Raw genomic sequence first — 19,049 nt, 5'->3', positions numbered from 1 at the left:
TATTCCAACAATATCATCCCATGAAAAAAGCCATCACCCATATCCTTGCAGGTCGCGAAAAAAAGATCACTGCCGAAGAATCCGTACGCCAGCCCCTGCCCCACAAAGATTTCAGGTTTGCAAACCCTTTCATAGTACTGCACCACATGGGGCCGGAAGTAATAGCACCTGGTCAGGCCTTACGGATTCACCCGCATCCACATCGCGGCTTCAGTCCGTACACTATTATGTTGCAGGGCGAAGGTTATCATAAGGATAACGCAGGCAATGACGAAATCATTAAAGCAGGTGATGTGCAATGGATGTTTGCAGGCAAGGGGATTATGCACAGTGAAGGCCCAACAGCCGAATTATTGCAGCAAGGTGGTGTACAGGAGCTTATTCAGCTTTGGATCAACGCGCCGAAAAGCAAAAAATGGGACGAGCCCTTTTATCAATCGGCCAAAGCCAACCAATTGCCTAAAGTACTTATCGGTGATGGCCTCGACTTTAGTTTAGCCAGTGGAGACTATGAGGGCAAAACCGGCCCAATCAAAAACTTCACACCGGTCATCTCAATAGTTGGTAAAATAGCATCAGGCCAAGAGGCCGATTTTAAAGCAACACCGGGTTACTGGGCATTACTTTATATTATAAATGGCACCGTTAATGTAAACGGGCAAACCATCGGTCAACATAATCTTATTGTGTTTGAAAAGGAAAGCGAAGAAATTTCTGTGTTGGCTGAAGAGGATTCTCAAGTACTATTCCTTTCGGCCGAACCTATTGATGAACCGGTATCCGCTAAAGATAACTTTGTGATGAACACACCCGAAGAAATTGAACAGGCAATCGCCGATTATCAAAACGGTGTATTCGGCTCGCTGAATTACTAAATACATAATAACTTTTGGTTATCACAGATTGCATTTTATGATGAAAATCTACCGGTAATTCAACACACCTTTGTATCATTAACAAAGGAAAAATGAATACCCCACATCAATTAAACAATACCGGCGGCCTGTTACTCAACATCAATGAAAATGCCCGCAAGGTTATATTTGCCATTTGTATAGTACTATGTCTTATGCCCTTTATGAGCCCGGCGGTGGCTTTATTATTAGGCCTGGTAGTAGCGCAGTGCTCTGGTCATCCTTATTTGCATCTAAACCATAAAGCCACACACATTTTATTACAGGTATCGGTAGTTGGTTTAGGCTTTGGCATGAATGTGCACAGCGCCCTGCAGGCAGGTAAGGAAGGCATCCTGTTTACCATCGCCTCTATAACCGGAACGCTGCTATTCGGCACCCTGCTGGGCAGGTGGTTAAACATTGAGAAAAAGACCTCTTATTTAATTTCATCAGGAACAGCCATTTGCGGAGGGAGCGCCATCGCAGCCATATCACCGGTTATTAAAGCCGAAGAAAGACAGATCTCTGTGGCATTAGGCTGCGTGTTTATATTAAACTCTATAGCGCTCTTTATTTTCCCGCTTATTGGTCACTATCTTAATTTATCACAAACCCAGTTTGGTTTATGGTGTGCCATCGCTATACATGATACCAGCTCAGTAGTTGGCGCAGCAAGCAAATACGGCGCCCACGCGCTTGAAGTTGCAACTACTGTAAAACTGGCAAGGGCATTATGGATCATCCCTGTAGCTTTTCTTTCTACATTCTTGTTCAAGAACAAATCAAAAAAAGTAAGTATCCCCTATTTTATCGGGTTGTTTATACTGGCTATGGTAGCTAACACCTACCTGCCTGTTGTAAGGTTGATAAGCCCATATATAATCAACATAGCAAAAGCTGGGCTAACACTAACCTTGTTTCTGATAGGCGCAGGACTTTCACGCAGGGTATTAGCGTCAGTCGGTCTGAAACCACTTTTACAGGGCGTAGCGCTTTGGATTGCCATATCTGGTGCAGCACTGTATGCGGTTATGCAATTAGCATAAGCGCATCAGTATTTAATATCAGGGTCATTAAATACTGATGCAGCGCCCTACCTATCTCAAACGCTGATTTGCTGCTTACATTTGTGAAAACTTGTTCGCCATGAAACAAACTACACTCGACGCTAAGACCATTGATACCCTGCGCGATCTGCCGGATATGATTCCCGTGTTACGTGAATCATTCGAGAACTGGACTATAAAAGTGTTCGATCGTAAGCACCATGAGTGCCGCAATTATTTGTCACCTAACAGGCGAGACTTTTATAAGGTATTAATGATAACCGACGGCGCGGGAGTTTTTACCATGGGGCTTAATACTTATTATATTGAGGAGCCCACCATCCTTTTCATCCATCCAAACGATATTATATCATGGAAGAACCTTTCGGATAAATCGGGCGGACATTATGTGCTTTTCAAACGGAGCTTTATTAATGATCATCCTCAGCTTAAAACAACAATTGACAAATACGGGCTATTTACCGAAAAAGGCAAAAGTGTTATCCGTTTAAAAAACTCAGATCTGCCGATACTTAATAGTTTGTTTGAACGCATGGGTGTTGAAGACCTGTCCAACAATCATTTAAAGGATGACGCCTTGCAAGCTTATATTCAATTACTAATGGTTGAAAGTATGCGTGTAGCCCAGTTCCCTAAACCAGATAATGTATCAGACGAATACCATTATATCCACCAGTTTTTTCATTTATTGGAGAAGGAAACATCCGGCATTAATTATACATCGCCCATAAAAATGAAAACTGCCAAAGAGTTCGCGGCCAACCTTTCGGTACACCCTAACCATTTGAATGCGGTGTTAAAGAAATACACAGGGCAAAATGTAAGTACGCATATCCGCAACCGACTGCTTGAAGAAACCAAGGCCTTGTTAGTACAAACCGACTGGACTTTACAAGATATTGGCTACAGCATCGGCTTTGCCGAGCAGCCTAACTTTAGCCTGTTTTTCAAGAAAAACACAGGCATAACGCCTGCCGAATTCAGGAGATCATACCAGGCTACTACATAATTCAACTACTTCTTTGATTTTCATAATAAGCGCTTTGCTTTTGCTATAAGCCTCCGCTGCTTTTGTTGCCAACTTTGTAGTGTAAACAAAAACAAATAAAAGCAACACAAAATGAAAACTCAAAAAGTATGGTTTATAACCGGAGCCTCAAGAGGTTTTGGTTTAGAAATATCAAAAGCCGTTTTAGCATCTGGCGATAAGTTAGTAGCCACAGTTCGTAAAAACCCCGAGACACTAAGCGCCCAGTTTGATAACAATCCTAACCTGCTTGTTGTACCATTGGATATCACCAATGAAGCAAAGGCAAAAGAAGCTGCCGCGAAAGCAATCGAGCACTTTGGCCGCATTGATGTTTTGGTAAATAATGCCGGTTTCGGCTTACTATCAGCCGTTGAAGAAGCTACCGCCGAAGAGGTAAAAAAGAATTACGATACCAATGTATTTGGTTTATTGAATGTAGCCCGCGCCATTTTACCTTATATGCGTAAAGAACGGGCCGGCCATGTAATCAATATATCATCGGTTGGGGGCCTGGCAGCTTATTTTGGCTGGGGTGTTTATGGCTCAACTAAATTCGCGGTTGAAGGACTTACCGAAGCTATGGCATTGGAACTTGCTCCGCTTGGCATTCACGCAACTGTTGTTGCTCCGGGCTTTTTCCGTACCAACTTCCTTGATGAAAGTTCGCTGATCCGCACCTCAAATGAGATTGCCGATTATCATGAAACCGTAGGCAATATGCGCGTACTGGCAACCGAGCTTAGCTACAAACAACCCGGCGATCCGGAAAAACTGGCACAGGCTTTCATTAAACTTGCAGCTGCAGAAAATCCTCCGGTACATTTACCATTGGGTAGTGATACACTGCAACGTTTCCGCGAAAAAACAGCCGCCTTTGAAAAGGATATCGAAGCCTGGTACGATGTAATAGTTGGCACCGACCATGATGATGTAAAACAGGCAAAATAACCGCTGCACGAAAAATACATTTAAAAAATCCCGGTAATAAATTTTGTTACCGGGATTTTTTATTGCCCCTCTTTTATAAGCCGGATCATCTTTTAATTAATATATCTGCACTACTTTACCTCTACTTTTTGCCACGATTGATCTCAAATAGAAAGTTTAATTTATCATTGCAGGAATCTGAATCTTAACAATAAATATAATCGATGCTTCCTGATCGCGCTATCGCAACAAAATCTAACACCATAGCCTTTTTAACAATCGTATTTATCATGGCTATGTTTAACAACGTTGCCCAGGCACAACAAAATACAAAACCACGCTTTAAAGTTATAGCCATTGCTGAGGTTGGCGGTGGGCATGCCTTATTTGACGCGGCAGCTAAACCCTGGCTTGATAAGCTTGCCGCTGACAGCAACTTTACCATAGACTACATTAGCGATACCAAAAAGATTACCAGGGAATTTCTGAAACAATATCAATTATTTATTCAGCTGGATTATCCGCCCTATCCATGGGAAAAGGAAGCCCAGGAGGCCTTTACAGATTATATTGAAAATGCCCGCGGAGGCTGGGTCGGCTTTCATCATCCTACTCTTTTGGGCGTATTTGACGGCTACCCAATGTGGCAATGGTATTCTGGCTTTATGGGTGGGATACAGTTTAAACTACACATTCCTGGTGGCACAGCAGCAATGCTTCATGTAGAGGATCAGAAACACCCTGTTATGAAAGACCTGCCGTCAACTTTTATTACAGAGGACGAATGGTATATCTATGATAAAAGTCCACGCCCTAATGTACACGTACTGGCCAGCATTGACGAGGCGACTTATTTACCCGGTAAAGATGTAAAAATGGGCGACCATCCTGTGATCTGGACTAATGAGCATTTCAAAGCCCGAAACGTTTACATAGCCATGGGACATTTTCCTCAGCTTTTTGATGATGTCGCGTTTACAACCCTTTTTCGCAACGCCATATTTTGGGCAATCAGCAAATAATCTGTTGGCCGGAAACCTAAATTAAACCTCATAATTGTTATTTTAACAACATTTACGCAGCCCCTACAATACTACTACAGCAATCCATTGCAGGTTTAAAACGTGTGCAACTAAACTGTTTTAGCCCTTTTTGAAAGATTTAACTGTGCCGTATATGTAAAATGTTGATTAAATTACGGCTCTTAAGCAGCTCGGGCTTTCGCCGGGCTATACTAATTATTGACAGGGTTAATCCCCCTTGCAGGAAAACCGTTAATGAAGAAAATTCTCCTATTTGTTATTGTTCTGCGTGCATTACTGTGCACATCTTTCGCTCAAACTACACTTGGTACTCCGGCCATTAAAAACTACACGCACAATGAATACAACGCCGGCAGCGAAATCTGGGACATAAAACAGGATAAGAACGGCATCCTTTATTTTGCTAATGACGAAGGCCTGCTCACATTTGACGGCAGTTATTGGAAAATTTATCCGTTGCCCAATAAAAGTGCTATAAAATCGGTAGCTATTGATCAAAGAGGCCGCGTTTATGTTGGCGGGCAGGATGAGGTTGGGTACTTTTTCCCGAATGATGCCGGGATCCTCAAATATCACTCGCTTAAACAATTGTTACCACAGAAGGCAAGACAATTCGCCGATATCTGGGATATTGTAATTCATAATGACGAGGTATTTTTCCGTACGATAGAGTGCATTTTTGAACTGAAGAACAATACTATACGCACTTTCGATGCACCAGGTGGCTGGATGCTGCTAAGCCAGGCAGGCGGTAAGCTATTTGCCCATGATAAAGATATTGGCCTGGTTACATTTAAAGACTCCCGCTGGCAAGCCTGTGTACAACAGCCAACAACGGGCTTAAGAATAACCGGCATTACCGAGTTCAGCAAAGATACCTTACTGGTAACCACACGTAAAAATGGCCTTTTCATCATGGTGGGTGCGTCATTGATTAAAAAAGCCACACCGACTGATGGAACCCTGCTTACCGATCTTGTAAACTTTGTTCAGAAAATTGGCTCCGACAGGTACGCTATAGGCACATCGGCAAAGGGTCTAATTATAATTGATGGTAAAGGCAAGCTGGTAGAGCAGTTCTCAAACAATCAGGGATTGCAAAACAATAATGTTCATGGCATTTTGTTAGACAATAACCGCAATCTATGGCTCGGCCTGGATAACGGGCTCGACTTTATCAACTACAACACTTCAGTTAAAAACATTTACCCCAATCGCGAAAACCTTGTAAAAAGCAATGCGGTAAGCATTTTTAATAATAAACTGTTCATCGGCACGTCAAACGGTTTATATGCGGTGCCTATAGGTGCACAACAAAAAGATATTAGTACTGCCACAGGTACTTTTACCGAAGTACCAAACACCAAAGGCCAGGTGCTAAGTCTTACGCAGATCAATGGTCGGCTGTTAGCAGGCCACCAGGACGGCGTTTTACAAATAGATAATAACGAGGCCAAACTGATAACTCCCGGCCCCGGTGCCTGGATGGTAAAAGCCTTCCCTCCGTCGCAGGATATTATAGCCGGAACCTATACGGGTTTTCAGCTTTTAAAATATAATAATGATGGGTTTAGTTTTGAAGGCCGATTAGATGGCATTTATGAATCGTTAGGAAATCTTGCGCTTGATAACAGGAACTTTGTATGGGCAACCCATCCTTACCGCGGAGTATTCAAAGTACAGCTATCGCCCGATAGAAAAAAAATAGTCGGTTATACTCAGTATACCCAAAAAAGTGGGCTGCCATCGGCACTGAACAATCACATTTATTTTATTAAAAACAAAATAGTAGCAGCCACCGAAAGAGGTGTTTATGAATACAACACTACCGAGGGCGACTTTATACGGTCTGCATTTTACAAATCCATATTTAATAAAGATAAAGTTGAATTCCTAACCGAGGATGGCAAAGGCAATATCTGGTTTATCAGTAACCAGCGCGTTGGCGTAATTGACTTTGGTAAAAGATCAACCAATTTGCCTTATAAGGTAATTTATTTTCCAGAGTTGGCCGGTCAAACTGTAAAAGGCGCTGAGTATATCTATCCTCATGATATGGAAAATATCTTTGTGGGCTCAAACAACGGTGTATTCCATTTAAACTACCGCCAGTATGTATCGTCAGAAAACAAACTGAACGTATTACTGACCACAGTAAAAGCCATAGCCGAAAAAGATAGTCTGATTTTTGGAGGGTATTTTGTTAAAAATAACCGGCTTGCCCAGGCACAAAACACACAGCAGGTGGTATCGTTATCCAACCACTGGAATTCCTTCCATTTTGAGTACACCTCTACCCTGTTCGCCCAAAAAAGCAACGAGGAGTTTAGCTATAAGCTCGTTGGCTTTGACAAGGATTGGTCGCAATGGTCGGTTAAAACGGAGAAGGATTATACCAACCTTCCGTATGGCAAATACACATTTTCGGTAAAGGCACGTAATAACCTGGGTGCGGCATCGGCACCGGTAAACTACACTTTTATTGTAGAACCTGCATGGTATCAAACTATCTGGGCATATCTCGTTTATTTATTGATCGTAGTTTACGTAGTTTACTTGGGCGTAAAAGCGCAGCAAAAACGTTTCGCACTCCATCAGCAACGCCATGAAGAAGAACAGAAAAGGTTAAGCTACCTGCACAGCCTTGAGCTTGATCGTAACGACAAAGAGATCATAGCACTTAAAAACGAAAAACTTGAGGCCGAACTAACCTATAAAAACAAGGAGCTGGCTACGCTAACCATGCAAATGGTTGATCGCGGAAAATTGCTGCTCAATATCAAAGATGAGTTAATGGCGCTTATCAAGAAGCACAACATTGCCGATGCTTCGTACCAATTCAGAAGTGTTTTTAAACTACTGAGCGATACCGAAAAAAGTGATGACGATTGGGACAACTTCGCGTTGTATTTTGACCAGGTACATAATAACTTTTTAACCACCATGAAATCCAAGTTTCCGGGACTAAGCTCAACCGACCTGAAATTATGCGCATACCTCCGGTTAAACCTGTCATCAAAAGAGATTGCCCAGTTGCTTAATATCTCGTTAAAAGGTGTAGAAATCAGCAGGTACCGCGTACGTAAAAAGCTTCAGCTCTCTACCGAAATAAACCTTTATGATTTTTTGATAGAGGTGACCAAATGATAAATAAAAAGCCAGGCTGCATTAATGAAACCTGGCTTTTTATTTATCTGAAATACATTAAGACATTATTTTTTCCCGGCCAACCATAGCAAAGCATCTTCAAACATTTGATTTTGCTCGGGCGAGGTAAATATCAGATCGCCATGCCCCATGTTCATATATAGCATTTTGTATTTGGTATTAGTCCATACCACAGGAATATCGCCATCACGAATGATATCCTTTTTACCCAACGGGTAATTAGCCGGATCAAGCGTTACCAGTACTTTAATATCTTTATTATCCCGCGGATTAGGCTTCCAACCATACCACTCGTTTATAGGAGCAACATAGCTTTTACCGAGACTTTTGGTAACCGGGTGCGTATTATCGTCCACAATCATTTTGGCGGGCAGCGGTGGCCAGTTATTATTATAAAATGTTGCTCCTAAAAAATCAACAAACCATGGCCATTTGGTGTACTTATCGTTATAGCCAGATACATGGAAACCCAACCAAGAACCGCCGTTGCCCATAAACTTTTCAAACGCGCTTCTTTGCGCCTGATTATGCGGAAACTCATTAAGCCAAATAACTACCTGGTAATTTTTTAATTTTTTATCGTTCAGGTCGGCCCAGTTGCTTGTGGTGTCAAATGCAAAGCCTTTTGCTTTAGCCATTTTGCCATAAAACTTTATGGCGTCCATGGCAAAATCAACGTGATCGCTTTCAACATTGGTGGAGTATAAGGCCAGTACTTTAAATTGAGATTGCTGTGCAAAAGCAGTGTCAACCGCCAAAAATATCACCAACAGAAACACGGTAGTATATATCAATTTCTTCATTACAAATACTTCAACTGGATTATTTATTCATTTCATTACCAAGCGAATCCATTATGCTATTTACAGTGGAGCTCACCCCTTTAAACAATGGCTCATCATCTGCCGACCACGGCTTGCCCCGCCTAAAATCCCACCAGCGGTATTCTATCTTTGAATATTCGTTTGAGATGCCTTTTTCAATTGGCTTTTCATATATATCAAAAACCTTGACCTCATAAGTAGCGTCGTAAACTATCACATCAACCACAAACCTTACAAAATAGTAATTACCGGTATTACCTATGTTAACCCTGGTGGTATAAGTACCGACGACTTCGCCTTTCTTTTCATTAGCTACAGTTATTGTCTTTTCATCGCCCTTAAACCAATTCAAGGCTTTGGTATAAAGATCAGCTTTTTTAAAAGTTGGGTTCAGAGCGTAAACATTGTCAAAATAAACTTTCCCATTACGCATTTGCAGCAAAATAGGCGATGTATTCCCCTGTGCTATAGACATGAGAGGCATAAGTAAAAGACACAAGAACAATAGCTTTTTCATCATGGTTGTGAACACAATTAGGTTTGTTGAATATTATTTTTCAGCTGCCCAGAAAATAGCATTGCTGAAAAGCGTGGTATAATCCTTACTCTCAAAAAGTATCGGCGAATGGCCCATAAAAATATAAACGTTGCGGGCTTTTTTTGCAGGGTTAGTCCATACAACCGGGTGATCGCCCATGGTAATGCCATCTTTAGGCTCATAAGTTGATTCATCTACCGATGCCAGTACATGCACATTAGGCCGCGGATCTTTATCATAAGTATACCACTCTTCCTTCTGAACCAGGAAGGATGGTGACACGCCTTTCATTACCGGGTGGGTTTTATCCTCGACATTGACGGTGCCTTTGGCGAAGGTCGCTATGTAATTTTTAAAACGGATACCGCCCATAAAATTCCAGAACCAGTTCCACATTGGGTAACCGTCAAACTCGCCCAAAAGGGTTGCATGGTGAAAACCAATCCAGCCTCCCTTGCCTTCGTCAATATATTTTTCAAATGCTTTAACCGCTTTTTCTTTCCAGGCATAGGGCGGGTAGTCCAGCTGGATAAACAATTGGTAATTAGAAAGAAACGCACTATCAATTGTATCAGTAGTTTGAATATAATCGATAGAAAAATTATTATCAGCAGCCAGCTTGTCCAGCCATACTTTAGCTGCTTTTGAATACTCAATATGGTGGCCGCCGTTTTCATAAAGGGCAATCACTTTAAAGCGCGGGGCTTTTTGCGCCCAGGCGCTTACAACGGTTAACAGGCAAAAACTTAATATCAGTACTATTTTTTTCATGGTGATTGTTTACAGGTTGATGATTTTATTTTGATCCCGCCCAAAGGATAGCATCCCTGAGCAGTGTTATATAACTTTGATTGGTGAATACCGATGGATCATGTCCAATACCGATATAGATCATGCGGCGGTATTTTTCATTCGTCCAGATAATGGGATGATCACCCATTGGCTTGTTTTGTTTATAACTTGATTCGTCGGCGGTAGCCAGAACACGCACATTGGGCCGCGGGCTTTTATCAAACTCGTACCATTCATCAGAAATCTCAAATTTAGCAGGCAGATTTTTGGTGGCCGGATGTTGCCGGTCTTCCACAATAACAGCTCCTTTTTGATAAGCCGGATGCGGCGAATACACTACTCCTCCCATAAAATCCTCAAACCATTTCCAGTATTTGGTATTTTTAGCCAAAAACTCCGTTCCGGTTAAACCCGCACCATGAATCCCGACCCAACCTTTCCCTTGCTCAACAAACTTTTGCAAAGCGGCCTGCTGACTGTATGAAATATCAAAGGGCGCCAGTTGCATCATCACAAATACCTGGTAATTCTTTAGGTTTTCGTCATTGATCTTGCTTGAATCGTCGGTATAATCAACTTTAAAATGGTTGTCCTCACCCAACTTTTCGAAAAACGGTTTGGCGGCGGTCATCATTTTAATGTGATCATCTGACCGGGAAATCACCACCAAAGCTCTGAATTTATATTGCTGCGCAACAGCAATATTTATCAATAACAGCAGAATTAGTGTATTTACAAAATATTTCAGCTTGCTCATCGATATCAATTATTTGTAGATCCTGCCCATCATGGGGTTATTCCAGATCACTTTTTTTAGTTCTTCGATATCGATGGCCCCCTGGTGACTATATACTACTTTCCCATCCGGATCAACCAGCATGGTATAAGGCAAAGCCCCATCCCATTTAGGGTCTACCGCCTCAATCATTTTGTATTTATCATCGCCGGTGTAGATGTAATTAGTTCCTGACGATTGCTTGCGCTGTAAAAACTTCAAGGCTTTATCCTTATTAGCAGGATCATCGGCACTGATACTCACAAACTCAAGCCCCCTGTCGCGGTACAGCCTGTTTAACGTAACCAGATCATCAAACTCGGCTACACAAGGGCCGCACCAGGTGGCCCAAAGGTTGATCATCCTTAGCCTGTCCGAATGATTTTTCACAACAGTCGCTATTCCGGCAGCGCTGATGGTATCAATTTTTACGGGTTCCTTTGCCCATTGAATTTGAGCCTTATCTATCCAATCCTTTTTCTCGGCCCATTTAACCGAGCAACCGAAAGTCTTTGTAACAGGCACTGCAATATCTTTACCTGCAAGCACAGCGTCGATAGCATTACGTGCATCCTGCGATTTTGGGGTTTTGGCAGGATTTTCCATATTATCAATCCGGCCGTTGTACCTAAGCTTCCTGTCTTTATCAAACACGAAAATATGGGGAGTAGCAACGGGACCATATTTGTTGGAGGCCACTTCAGTTTCGCCATCGTACAAGTATGGGAAGTTGAAGCCTTTATCTTTGGCCCGTGTTTTCATTTCTTCAAATGAATCGCCTAAATCACTGTATCCCAATTCATCATAACGCAATGAGGAAGGATTATTGGGGTTAATAGCCACAACACTAACACCCTTTGATGCATAATCACTGGTTAGTTTAATCACCCTATCTTCATAGGCCTGTGATGTTGGGCAATGGTTACACATAAAAACCACAACCAGCACTTTGGCATTTTTAAATGATTGCAAGGTGTAGGTTTTGCCATCAATACCCGGCAAACTAAAATCAGGTGCCTGAGCGCCGATAGCCAGCGTTTTGTGCTCATCTGCCGCAAAGCAAAATATCGGGATGCATAATAACAACGCGAGGGCAAAACTTATATGAAAGTTCCAGTTCTTCATAACTTAGGTATAATGGTTTACAATTAATCGCTTGTTGAAACCGCCAGTAGGTACCAGGCCGTGTGCGGCAACCATTGCTCGGCCCAGCGCCAGTCCGAGTCTTTGCCCGACACAGCATAGGGAATATTAAAGTCAATATCATCCTCATTATCAAAGCCCGAGGTAATGCCATTTACAATACCGCCCGGCGCGTTGGTATATTCAAACGTGCCAAAAAAGCCATACGCCGGATTGTTATGCCCTGTACCCTGCAGCATACTGGCATCAAATGGGTTCAATCCTAAAATCCAGTTAAGCTGATCAATAGCGAAACCTGAAAGCTGGTCATGAAAAGTTTTATCATCCTTAAACAGGTTTGCAGCCATCCGCGCGGCTGTAGCTACTGAACCAAGCCTTGCATTTTCTCCCTGCCACCAGGGAGAAGCATCACTGCCATGCGGGAAAAAGAAAGCACTATGGCGGTTGCCCAAAGTATCCTGCACCAATTCGCGGCTATAGCCAAAGGGATTATTTACTTCATGTGTGATAGCTAACTCAAACTCCATTGACTTCCTTACTGCCAATTTGATCCTTGCCTGCAGATCGGCAGCAGCATATGGGTAGTAATACAGCAGACTAACAACCGGCAGCCCTCCATCTGAAGGGTGAAAGAAAGGCCGGTCTTTATCATCGGCACGCCAAAAGTTTTGATACTTATTCCAGGAGCTCAAGCGATTGAGCAGATTATTTGCCCGTTTTTCGGCTGCTGTTTTGTATATCTCTTTATGAGTTACCTTGTAAAGCTCAGTCGCGGCGCTTAAAGCACAATAATCATCAAGGATATTCTCCTTTTTATCATAATCCATTTGCGGGTTTTCCTTTTCCAAAAAGGCAAAGGCATTTTCAGCGGCCTTCAGGTAATCTGCATTGCTAAACTCTCCCGACGTTTGGTAAGCTGATGCCATTGCCAACGCGGCGATAGAAATCCCTGCACCCGAACGATAACTGGCTTGATAACTGCGCCAGTTTTTACCGGTTGTGGTTTTGGTGAACGATTGATCTTTGGTTTGCTTGATCCGGTAGTTACCTTCATTCGCCTGAATTACGCGGTCTTTAGGTAACTTACCGGGTCCGGGCGAAGAAACAGAACGGTAAAAAGAGCCGTTTTTCGCCTGCATCCTTACCAGGTAATCGGCTCCATACATAGCCTCATCTAAAATCCGCCTGTTAAACTGTCTGAAATCAGTTCCGGGGCGCGCGCTTAACAACTCATAGGTTTTGAACAGACTAAAAGCCGTTAATGAGATTTGCTGCGGATTAAAATAATTAGAGAATGACAGGTGTGAAAGATGTTTGCCATAATCGCCGGTGGCATCATACCAACCGCCGTGCGCGTCAACAGTGTCCGTTGTTCCTGATAATACCAAATGATGATCGGCTTTATCTAACAAGCCGGAGCTTCGCTGTCCTTTAAAGTAATACACCACATCAGATATGGTTGCTTTTTCAAGCACGTTTTTACCAATAATAAAGGGGTAAGATGAAATAACACCCTTAGGTGAATTAAATTGGATTTTATAAGCCCCCGGTTTTGTAAAACCGCTAAAATCAAGCGTCCAAAATTCAAAGTTCTTCCATTTGTTCACGGGCCCGCTGTAGTTGATTTGCCCGGTAAATGCAGTATTTCCTTTATCAGCATCAATAAGGTTAAATGATGTAAAGGCAAGATGACTATCCGCAACTATAATGGCGCGTTTGGCCTTATTATCCTCGTAACCTACATGATTGGTTACCACTTTAATACTTTGTGCCTGCACAATAAATGGCAATCCTGCTAAAACAAGGCAACACTTTTTGCATATAGCCGAAAGAAGATCGATACGCTTTTTTAGGTTCATATATAAAGTTAAGGAATTATAAAATGGTTGGCAGGAAAGCGTTTTGTATCCCGTTTCAAAGCTAAAACATAAAGTTGCTGATGGATATTTTCATGCCCCTACATTAGCACTACTGATAAGTCAATAGTTCAAAGTCCAAAGTCAAAAGGCTTTTGACTTAAAACTCCGAACTTATGACCTCGAACTTCATTATATGCCTTCAAACTTCTTCAATAGCCGAAATCGGCACAATAAATTACAGTAGTGGTGTTGTAGTGCCTTCAAAATAGCAATTGAATAAAGTTTGACTGATAATTGCAAAAGATTAATTTTCATATATAAACCAATTATGAAAGCTCCGCGACCTTAAACGCGGATATAAAAACCTTAATTATCGATGGAGAATACCGGAAGCACAAGAAAATTTCTAATAGCAACGCATGGCAAGCTTGCAGGTGGCATAAAATCGTCGCTTGATATTATTACCGGCACTGCGGATAGCATTTTTTTGATTGAAGCTTATGTTGATGAAAACCGCTCATTAGAAGATGATATCAAAGCGGTAGTTGATCAAATTGGCGACAATGATGAATTGATTGTTTTTTCGGATATCATGGGGGGCAGTGTTACTAATCAAATCCTGCAATATGCCCTGCAGCCTAACGTACATGTGGTTTCGGGCTTTAATCTGCCGCTGGTCATTGAAATTATATTGGCTGATGCGAACACTCCCGCAGAAAAAGTAATTGCCGAAGCTATTGAAAACGCTAAGCAACAAATGGTATATGTAAATAAACTTTTAACCGCGCAAAACCAAGAGGAAGAAAATGATTAAGCTAACCCGTATTGATGACAGGTTGGTACATGGCCAGGTAGCTTTTACATGGACGCCTGCGCTTGGTGCCGATTGCCTGCTGATTGCCAACGACAAAGTGGCCAAGGATGAGTTTATGAAGATGACCCTCGGCCTTGCAAAACCGGCAGGCACCAAGCTATTGATCAAACCGATAAAAGAGGCGGCCGCTTTTTTAAATGACGAGAAAAGCAAAAACGCGAAAGTTTTAATCCTGATCAATAGCGTTAAGGATGCAGCCGCACTGGCAGTGGAAGTGCCCGAAATAACAACAATCAACTTCGGTGGCTTACGGTCAAAAGACGGCTCAAAGCTGATCTCAAAAGCGATAGCAGTTAATGACGATGATATAGCTATCATTCGCGAAATGCTGGCAAAAGGCCTTGAGCTTGAAGTAAGGCAGGTACCTACTGATAACAAACAACTTGTAGCAAACCTGATTTAAATAAACATATCTAACAAACTAACAAACAACAACCTAACAAAATTGTCAGTATCATACTTACTCATCGCGCTGATAGCGATGTTTGGACATTCGGAAGATTTTCTGGGCACTACCCTGCTTAGCCGCCCCCTGGTGCTTGGCCCGCTGGTTGGCCTGGTGCTTGGCGACGTAACCCAGGGCGTGATCATCGGTGCTACGCTTGAACTCATATTCATGGGAAACATCAAGGTTGGCGCAGCTATACCTCCTGATGTGATCACGGGTGGCGTACTGGGTACCGCGTTTGCTATCATCTCAGGTAAAGGCCCCGCAATTGCACTGGCCATAGCCGTACCTGTTTCCATACTGGCCGAAATGGTGATCAGTGGTTTGTTTGTATTGCGGGCTATGCTCAATAAAAAGTTCAATCAATATGCCGAAGATGGTGAATTTAAAGGCATTCAACGCCTGCATATCATTTCAGGCCTATTGAGGCCGGTGCTCATGGGCATTATCATTATGCTTGCGCTGCAATTAGGTGCCGGCGCTATGAAAACATTTTTGGACATGATACCGGCGTGGGTACAAACAGGCTTACAGGTTGCAGGCAATATGCTGCCCGCATTAGGTTTCGCGCTGCTCATGAACCTCATGTTCAATAAAAACATGGCCCCTTATTTTTTCCTGGGTTTTATGTTAGCGGCTTACTTGAAATTACCGGTAATAGCCATTGGCGGCTTAGGCGTTATTATTGCTTTATTGGTAACCCAGGTTGCCTCTAAACCTGTCACAGATGAAGATGATGATGATGATTTTGGATTCGATGAAGAACCGGCAAAGCAAATAAAACCAAATCCAAAGCTTAGCAAACGTGATATCCGGATGCTGTTCTTTCGTTCGCTGGCGCTGGAAGCCAATTTCAATTTTGAAACCTGGCAAAATACCGGCTTCGCGTTTTCCATTATCCCGGTTCTTAAAAAGCTTTACAATACCAAAGAGGCCATGGCGGCGGCATTGAAAAGACATCTGCAATTTTTTAATACCAGTCCATACGGTTCTACATTAATAATGGGCATCACGGCTGCCATGGAAGAGCAAAACAGTAATGACGAAGATTTCGATGAAGAATCTATCAACTCGGTAAAACTGGGCCTGATGGGACCACTGGCCGGAGTATTCGACTCTTTGTTTTGGGGCACATTTAAAGTGATTGCCGCCGGGGTTGGAACATCGCTGGCTATTAAAGGCAATATCCTGGGGCCATTGTTGTTCCTGCTCATATTTAATGTTCCACATCTACTGCTACGTTATAAACTAACCTTTGTGGGCTACGATGCAGGCACCCGCTTTTTGCAAAACCTGGCCAAAAATAATGTAATGGACAGACTCACTAAAGGCTCATCTATTTTAGGGCTGATGGTTGTTGGGGCTATGCCGGTAACGCTCATGAACATCACTACACCATTACATATCGGCACAGAAAAATCCGCAGTGGGCGTTCAAAGCATTTTAGACCAGGTAGTGCCTGCCATGATACCGTTGGGACTTACTTTTTTAGTGTATTATTTTGTTAAAAAGAATATTAAAACCACATACCTGTTATTAGGCCTGCTGTTGCTTGGTTTTGCAGGGAGTATTATCCACCTGTTTGCATAAAGAAAAACATAAATGAAGGGAATTGGAGTTTCACCGGGCATTGCTATAGGAAGGGCGTTTGTTATTAAAAAAAACGCGCCTGCCACCAACGGTATTGTTTTAAAAAACCAGGTTGAGATAGTAGCGGAAATTGAACGCTTTGACATTTCGGTTGTCAACGCGCTTGCCGAGATCGATGCCATCAAGAACAACTCGCAACTGATGCTCAATGATGATGACATAGCTATACTGGAAACACAGGTGGAGCTGATCAATGATCCGCAGATTCGTGAAGATGTGGTAGCTAAAATTGAAGAAGAGAAAAAGACGGCGAACGATGCTATGATAGAAGTTACCGCCGGCATTGTCGCCCTGTTTGAAAGCATGGATGATGAGTATATGCGTGCCCGCTCGGCTGATTTTCAGGATATCGGTAACCGGATCCTCAAATACATCAACCGTACAGGCGATACCAATAACCGCTCTTTTGAGCCGGATACCATTGTTATTGCCGATGACCTCACTCCTTCTGATACGATCACTTTAGACCTGAACCTTGTCACCGGGTTTGCAACACAGGCGGGTAGCCGCACCTCGCACGCGGCCATCATAGCCAAATCAAAAGGGCTGCCTGCGGTTGTAGCCTGCGGCGATGAGTTAATGACTATCAACCATAACGACTTTATCATTTTAGACGGCCTCAGCGGTTCGGTTTATGTTAACCCAGGCGAGGATATTATTAGCAGATACTCGGCTAAATCCGCCTCCTTCAGGCAACAGGCCGAGGTATTAAAAACGGTGAAAGACAAGCCTGCCATTACCGCCGATGGTAAACAGGTAACCCTATTGGCCAATATCTCGGATGCCGATGACCTGGCTATGGTGCACGATAACGGCGGCGAAGGTGTTGGCCTTTTCCGTACCGAAATGCTGTTTATGGATCGAGATACATTCCCGGATGAAGAGGAACAATTTGAGTTTTATAAAAAAGCAGTATTACAGGCAAAAGGCAAACCTACAGTTATACGAACCATTGATATAGGTGGCGATAAACACCTGTCATACTTCAACTTACCAACCGAACTTAATCCTTTTCTTGGCTATCGTGCAATCCGTATTTCGCTCGATCAGGAAGGTTTATTTATTGTGCAGCTTAAAGCCATTTTAAGGGCCTCCGCATTTGGATCGGTTAGTATCATGTTCCCCATGATCTCTAACGTAAAAGAAATTCGCGAAGCGAAATTCATCCTGAATAAAGCAAAAAACGAACTGTTTGAAGCTGGTGTCGCATTCAACAATGATGTGAAGGTTGGGATCATGGTCGAGATTCCGTCAGCCGCTGTTACGGCGGATATCCTTGCTAAAGAAGTGGACTTTTTCAGTATTGGCACCAACGACCTTTGCCAGTATACCCTGGCTGTAGACAGGATGAATGAAAAGATCACCCACCTGTACGATCCGTTTAATCCCGGTGTACTACGTCTCATTCTGAATGTAATTGAACAAGGCCGTGCGCATAACATACACGTGGGCATGTGCGGCGAGATGGCCTCCGACCCGCTGGCAACCCTGTTATTATTAGGCATGGGGCTTGAAGAGTTTTCCATGAGTGCTGCCTCCATTCCAGCAATTAAAAACATCATCATTAATAATAGCGAAGCAACAGCTAAGCAGGTATGCCAACAGGTAATGGCCATGGATAGTTCAGAAAACGTTATTGCTTATTTAAAGGAGATAACCCAATGATAACCAAAGATTATATCATCACATCGGCGCAGGGAATGCATGCCCGACCGGCAACCCAGCTTGTTAAACTGGTAAAAGGCTTTAAATCGGCCACCAGTTTAAAAAAAGGCGACAAAACCGTTAAACTGAACAGTTTGCTTAATATCCTATCGCTGAGCATTAAAGGCGGCGAAACCGTTTCGGTAATTATGGATGGCGAGGATGAAGTGAGCGCAGCAGTTATTATCGATGATTTTTTCACCAAACAGCTTAAAGAACTTTAAAACAACTAAGCTATTCGTTGCCGTTGACTTTAGTCAACGGTAAAGGCAACAGTAAGCGGGCTTTAGCCCAAATACAAGCAACAATTC

The 19,049-nt window shown here is 42.8% G+C and carries 17 protein-coding genes; 11 read left to right on the top strand and 6 right to left on the bottom strand.

Annotation, left to right across the window (positions count from 1 at the left end; translation table 11 throughout):
- Positions 1-20 precede the first annotated feature (20 nt).
- From DEO27_RS08855 to DEO27_RS08830, 6 genes are all read left to right on the top strand, one after another.
- Positions 21-875 carry a pirin family protein gene (locus tag DEO27_RS08855; RefSeq protein ID WP_112570614.1) on the top strand — a complete coding sequence of 285 codons (855 nt, stop codon included), beginning with the start codon at positions 21-23 and terminating at the stop codon, positions 873-875.
- A 92-nt stretch (positions 876-967) separates the two neighbouring features.
- Positions 968-1,942, top strand: coding sequence for a YeiH family protein (locus DEO27_RS08850; protein WP_112570612.1), 975 nt, complete (start codon positions 968-970; stop codon positions 1,940-1,942).
- Between the two features lie 100 nt (positions 1,943-2,042).
- Entirely contained in the window at positions 2,043-2,972 is a 930-nt protein-coding gene (locus DEO27_RS08845) for an AraC family transcriptional regulator (RefSeq protein WP_112570610.1), read from the top strand.
- Between the two features lie 111 nt (positions 2,973-3,083).
- Positions 3,084-3,941 (top strand): oxidoreductase, encoded by an 858-nt coding sequence (locus DEO27_RS08840; protein ID WP_112570608.1) that lies wholly within the window; start codon positions 3,084-3,086, stop codon positions 3,939-3,941.
- 203 nt (positions 3,942-4,144) lie between these two features.
- A complete protein-coding gene (locus tag DEO27_RS08835; protein WP_112570606.1) occupies positions 4,145-4,942 on the top strand; it encodes a ThuA domain-containing protein in 798 nt (265 codons plus the stop codon).
- Between the two features lie 255 nt (positions 4,943-5,197).
- Positions 5,198-8,110: a triple tyrosine motif-containing protein gene (locus tag DEO27_RS08830; RefSeq protein ID WP_112570604.1), complete on the top strand. Its 2,913-nt coding sequence runs from the start codon at positions 5,198-5,200 to the stop codon at positions 8,108-8,110.
- 65 nt (positions 8,111-8,175) lie between these two features.
- Here DEO27_RS08830 and DEO27_RS08825 read toward each other — a convergent pair whose 3' ends face one another.
- The 6 genes from DEO27_RS08825 to DEO27_RS08800 all read right to left on the bottom strand — a co-directional run bounded on the left by DEO27_RS08825 (position 8,176) and on the right by DEO27_RS08800 (position 14,062).
- The gene (locus DEO27_RS08825) at positions 8,176-8,934 is read right to left on the bottom strand and encodes a ThuA domain-containing protein (RefSeq protein WP_112570602.1); all 759 of its coding nucleotides are present in this window, start codon (positions 8,932-8,934) and stop codon (positions 8,176-8,178) included.
- Positions 8,935-8,953: 19 nt separating this feature from the next.
- A complete protein-coding gene (locus tag DEO27_RS08820; RefSeq protein WP_112570600.1) occupies positions 8,954-9,430 on the bottom strand; it encodes a hypothetical protein in 477 nt (158 codons plus the stop codon).
- Between the two features lie 75 nt (positions 9,431-9,505).
- A complete protein-coding gene (locus DEO27_RS08815) occupies positions 9,506-10,264 on the bottom strand; it encodes a ThuA domain-containing protein (RefSeq protein ID WP_112570598.1) in 759 nt (252 codons plus the stop codon).
- 25 nt (positions 10,265-10,289) lie between these two features.
- On the bottom strand, positions 10,290-11,042 hold the full coding sequence (locus DEO27_RS08810) for a ThuA domain-containing protein (RefSeq protein ID WP_112570596.1): 753 nt from the start codon (positions 11,040-11,042) through the stop codon (positions 10,290-10,292).
- A gap of 9 nt (positions 11,043-11,051) precedes the next feature.
- Complete coding sequence (locus tag DEO27_RS08805) at positions 11,052-12,185, bottom strand: redoxin family protein (RefSeq protein WP_112570594.1); 1,134 nt, start codon at positions 12,183-12,185, stop codon at positions 11,052-11,054.
- 23 nt (positions 12,186-12,208) lie between these two features.
- Positions 12,209-14,062 (bottom strand): glycoside hydrolase family 9 protein, encoded by a 1,854-nt coding sequence (locus DEO27_RS08800; protein WP_112570592.1) that lies wholly within the window; start codon positions 14,060-14,062, stop codon positions 12,209-12,211.
- Positions 14,063-14,438: 376 nt separating this feature from the next.
- Between DEO27_RS08800 and DEO27_RS08795 the strand changes: the two genes are divergently transcribed.
- From DEO27_RS08795 to DEO27_RS08775, 5 genes are read left to right on the top strand one after another with little or no spacing between them, the layout of a single operon-like run.
- Positions 14,439-14,876, top strand: a complete 438-nt coding sequence (locus tag DEO27_RS08795) for a PTS sugar transporter subunit IIA (protein ID WP_112570590.1) — start codon at positions 14,439-14,441, stop codon at positions 14,874-14,876.
- Positions 14,869-15,339 (top strand): PTS sugar transporter subunit IIB, encoded by a 471-nt coding sequence (locus DEO27_RS08790; protein ID WP_112570588.1) that lies wholly within the window; start codon positions 14,869-14,871, stop codon positions 15,337-15,339. The genes DEO27_RS08795 and DEO27_RS08790 overlap by 8 nt, the downstream gene beginning before the upstream one ends.
- A gap of 42 nt (positions 15,340-15,381) precedes the next feature.
- Positions 15,382-16,974 (top strand): PTS system mannose/fructose/sorbose family transporter subunit IID, encoded by a 1,593-nt coding sequence (locus DEO27_RS31700; RefSeq protein WP_223818194.1) that lies wholly within the window; start codon positions 15,382-15,384, stop codon positions 16,972-16,974.
- A 12-nt stretch (positions 16,975-16,986) separates the two neighbouring features.
- Positions 16,987-18,699, top strand: a complete 1,713-nt coding sequence (gene ptsP / locus DEO27_RS08780) for a phosphoenolpyruvate--protein phosphotransferase (RefSeq protein WP_112570578.1) — start codon at positions 16,987-16,989, stop codon at positions 18,697-18,699.
- Positions 18,696-18,962, top strand: coding sequence for an HPr family phosphocarrier protein (locus DEO27_RS08775; protein ID WP_112570576.1), 267 nt, complete (start codon positions 18,696-18,698; stop codon positions 18,960-18,962). The genes ptsP and DEO27_RS08775 overlap by 4 nt, the downstream gene beginning before the upstream one ends.
- The last annotated feature ends 87 nt before the right edge of the window (positions 18,963-19,049 follow it).

The sequence above is a fragment of the Mucilaginibacter rubeus genome, from assembly GCF_003286415.2.
Taxonomy (GTDB): Bacteria; Bacteroidota; Bacteroidia; order Sphingobacteriales; family Sphingobacteriaceae; genus Mucilaginibacter; species Mucilaginibacter rubeus_A.
Note: the sequence above shows the minus strand (reverse complement) of the source record. Positions and strands in the feature narration are given on the sequence as shown.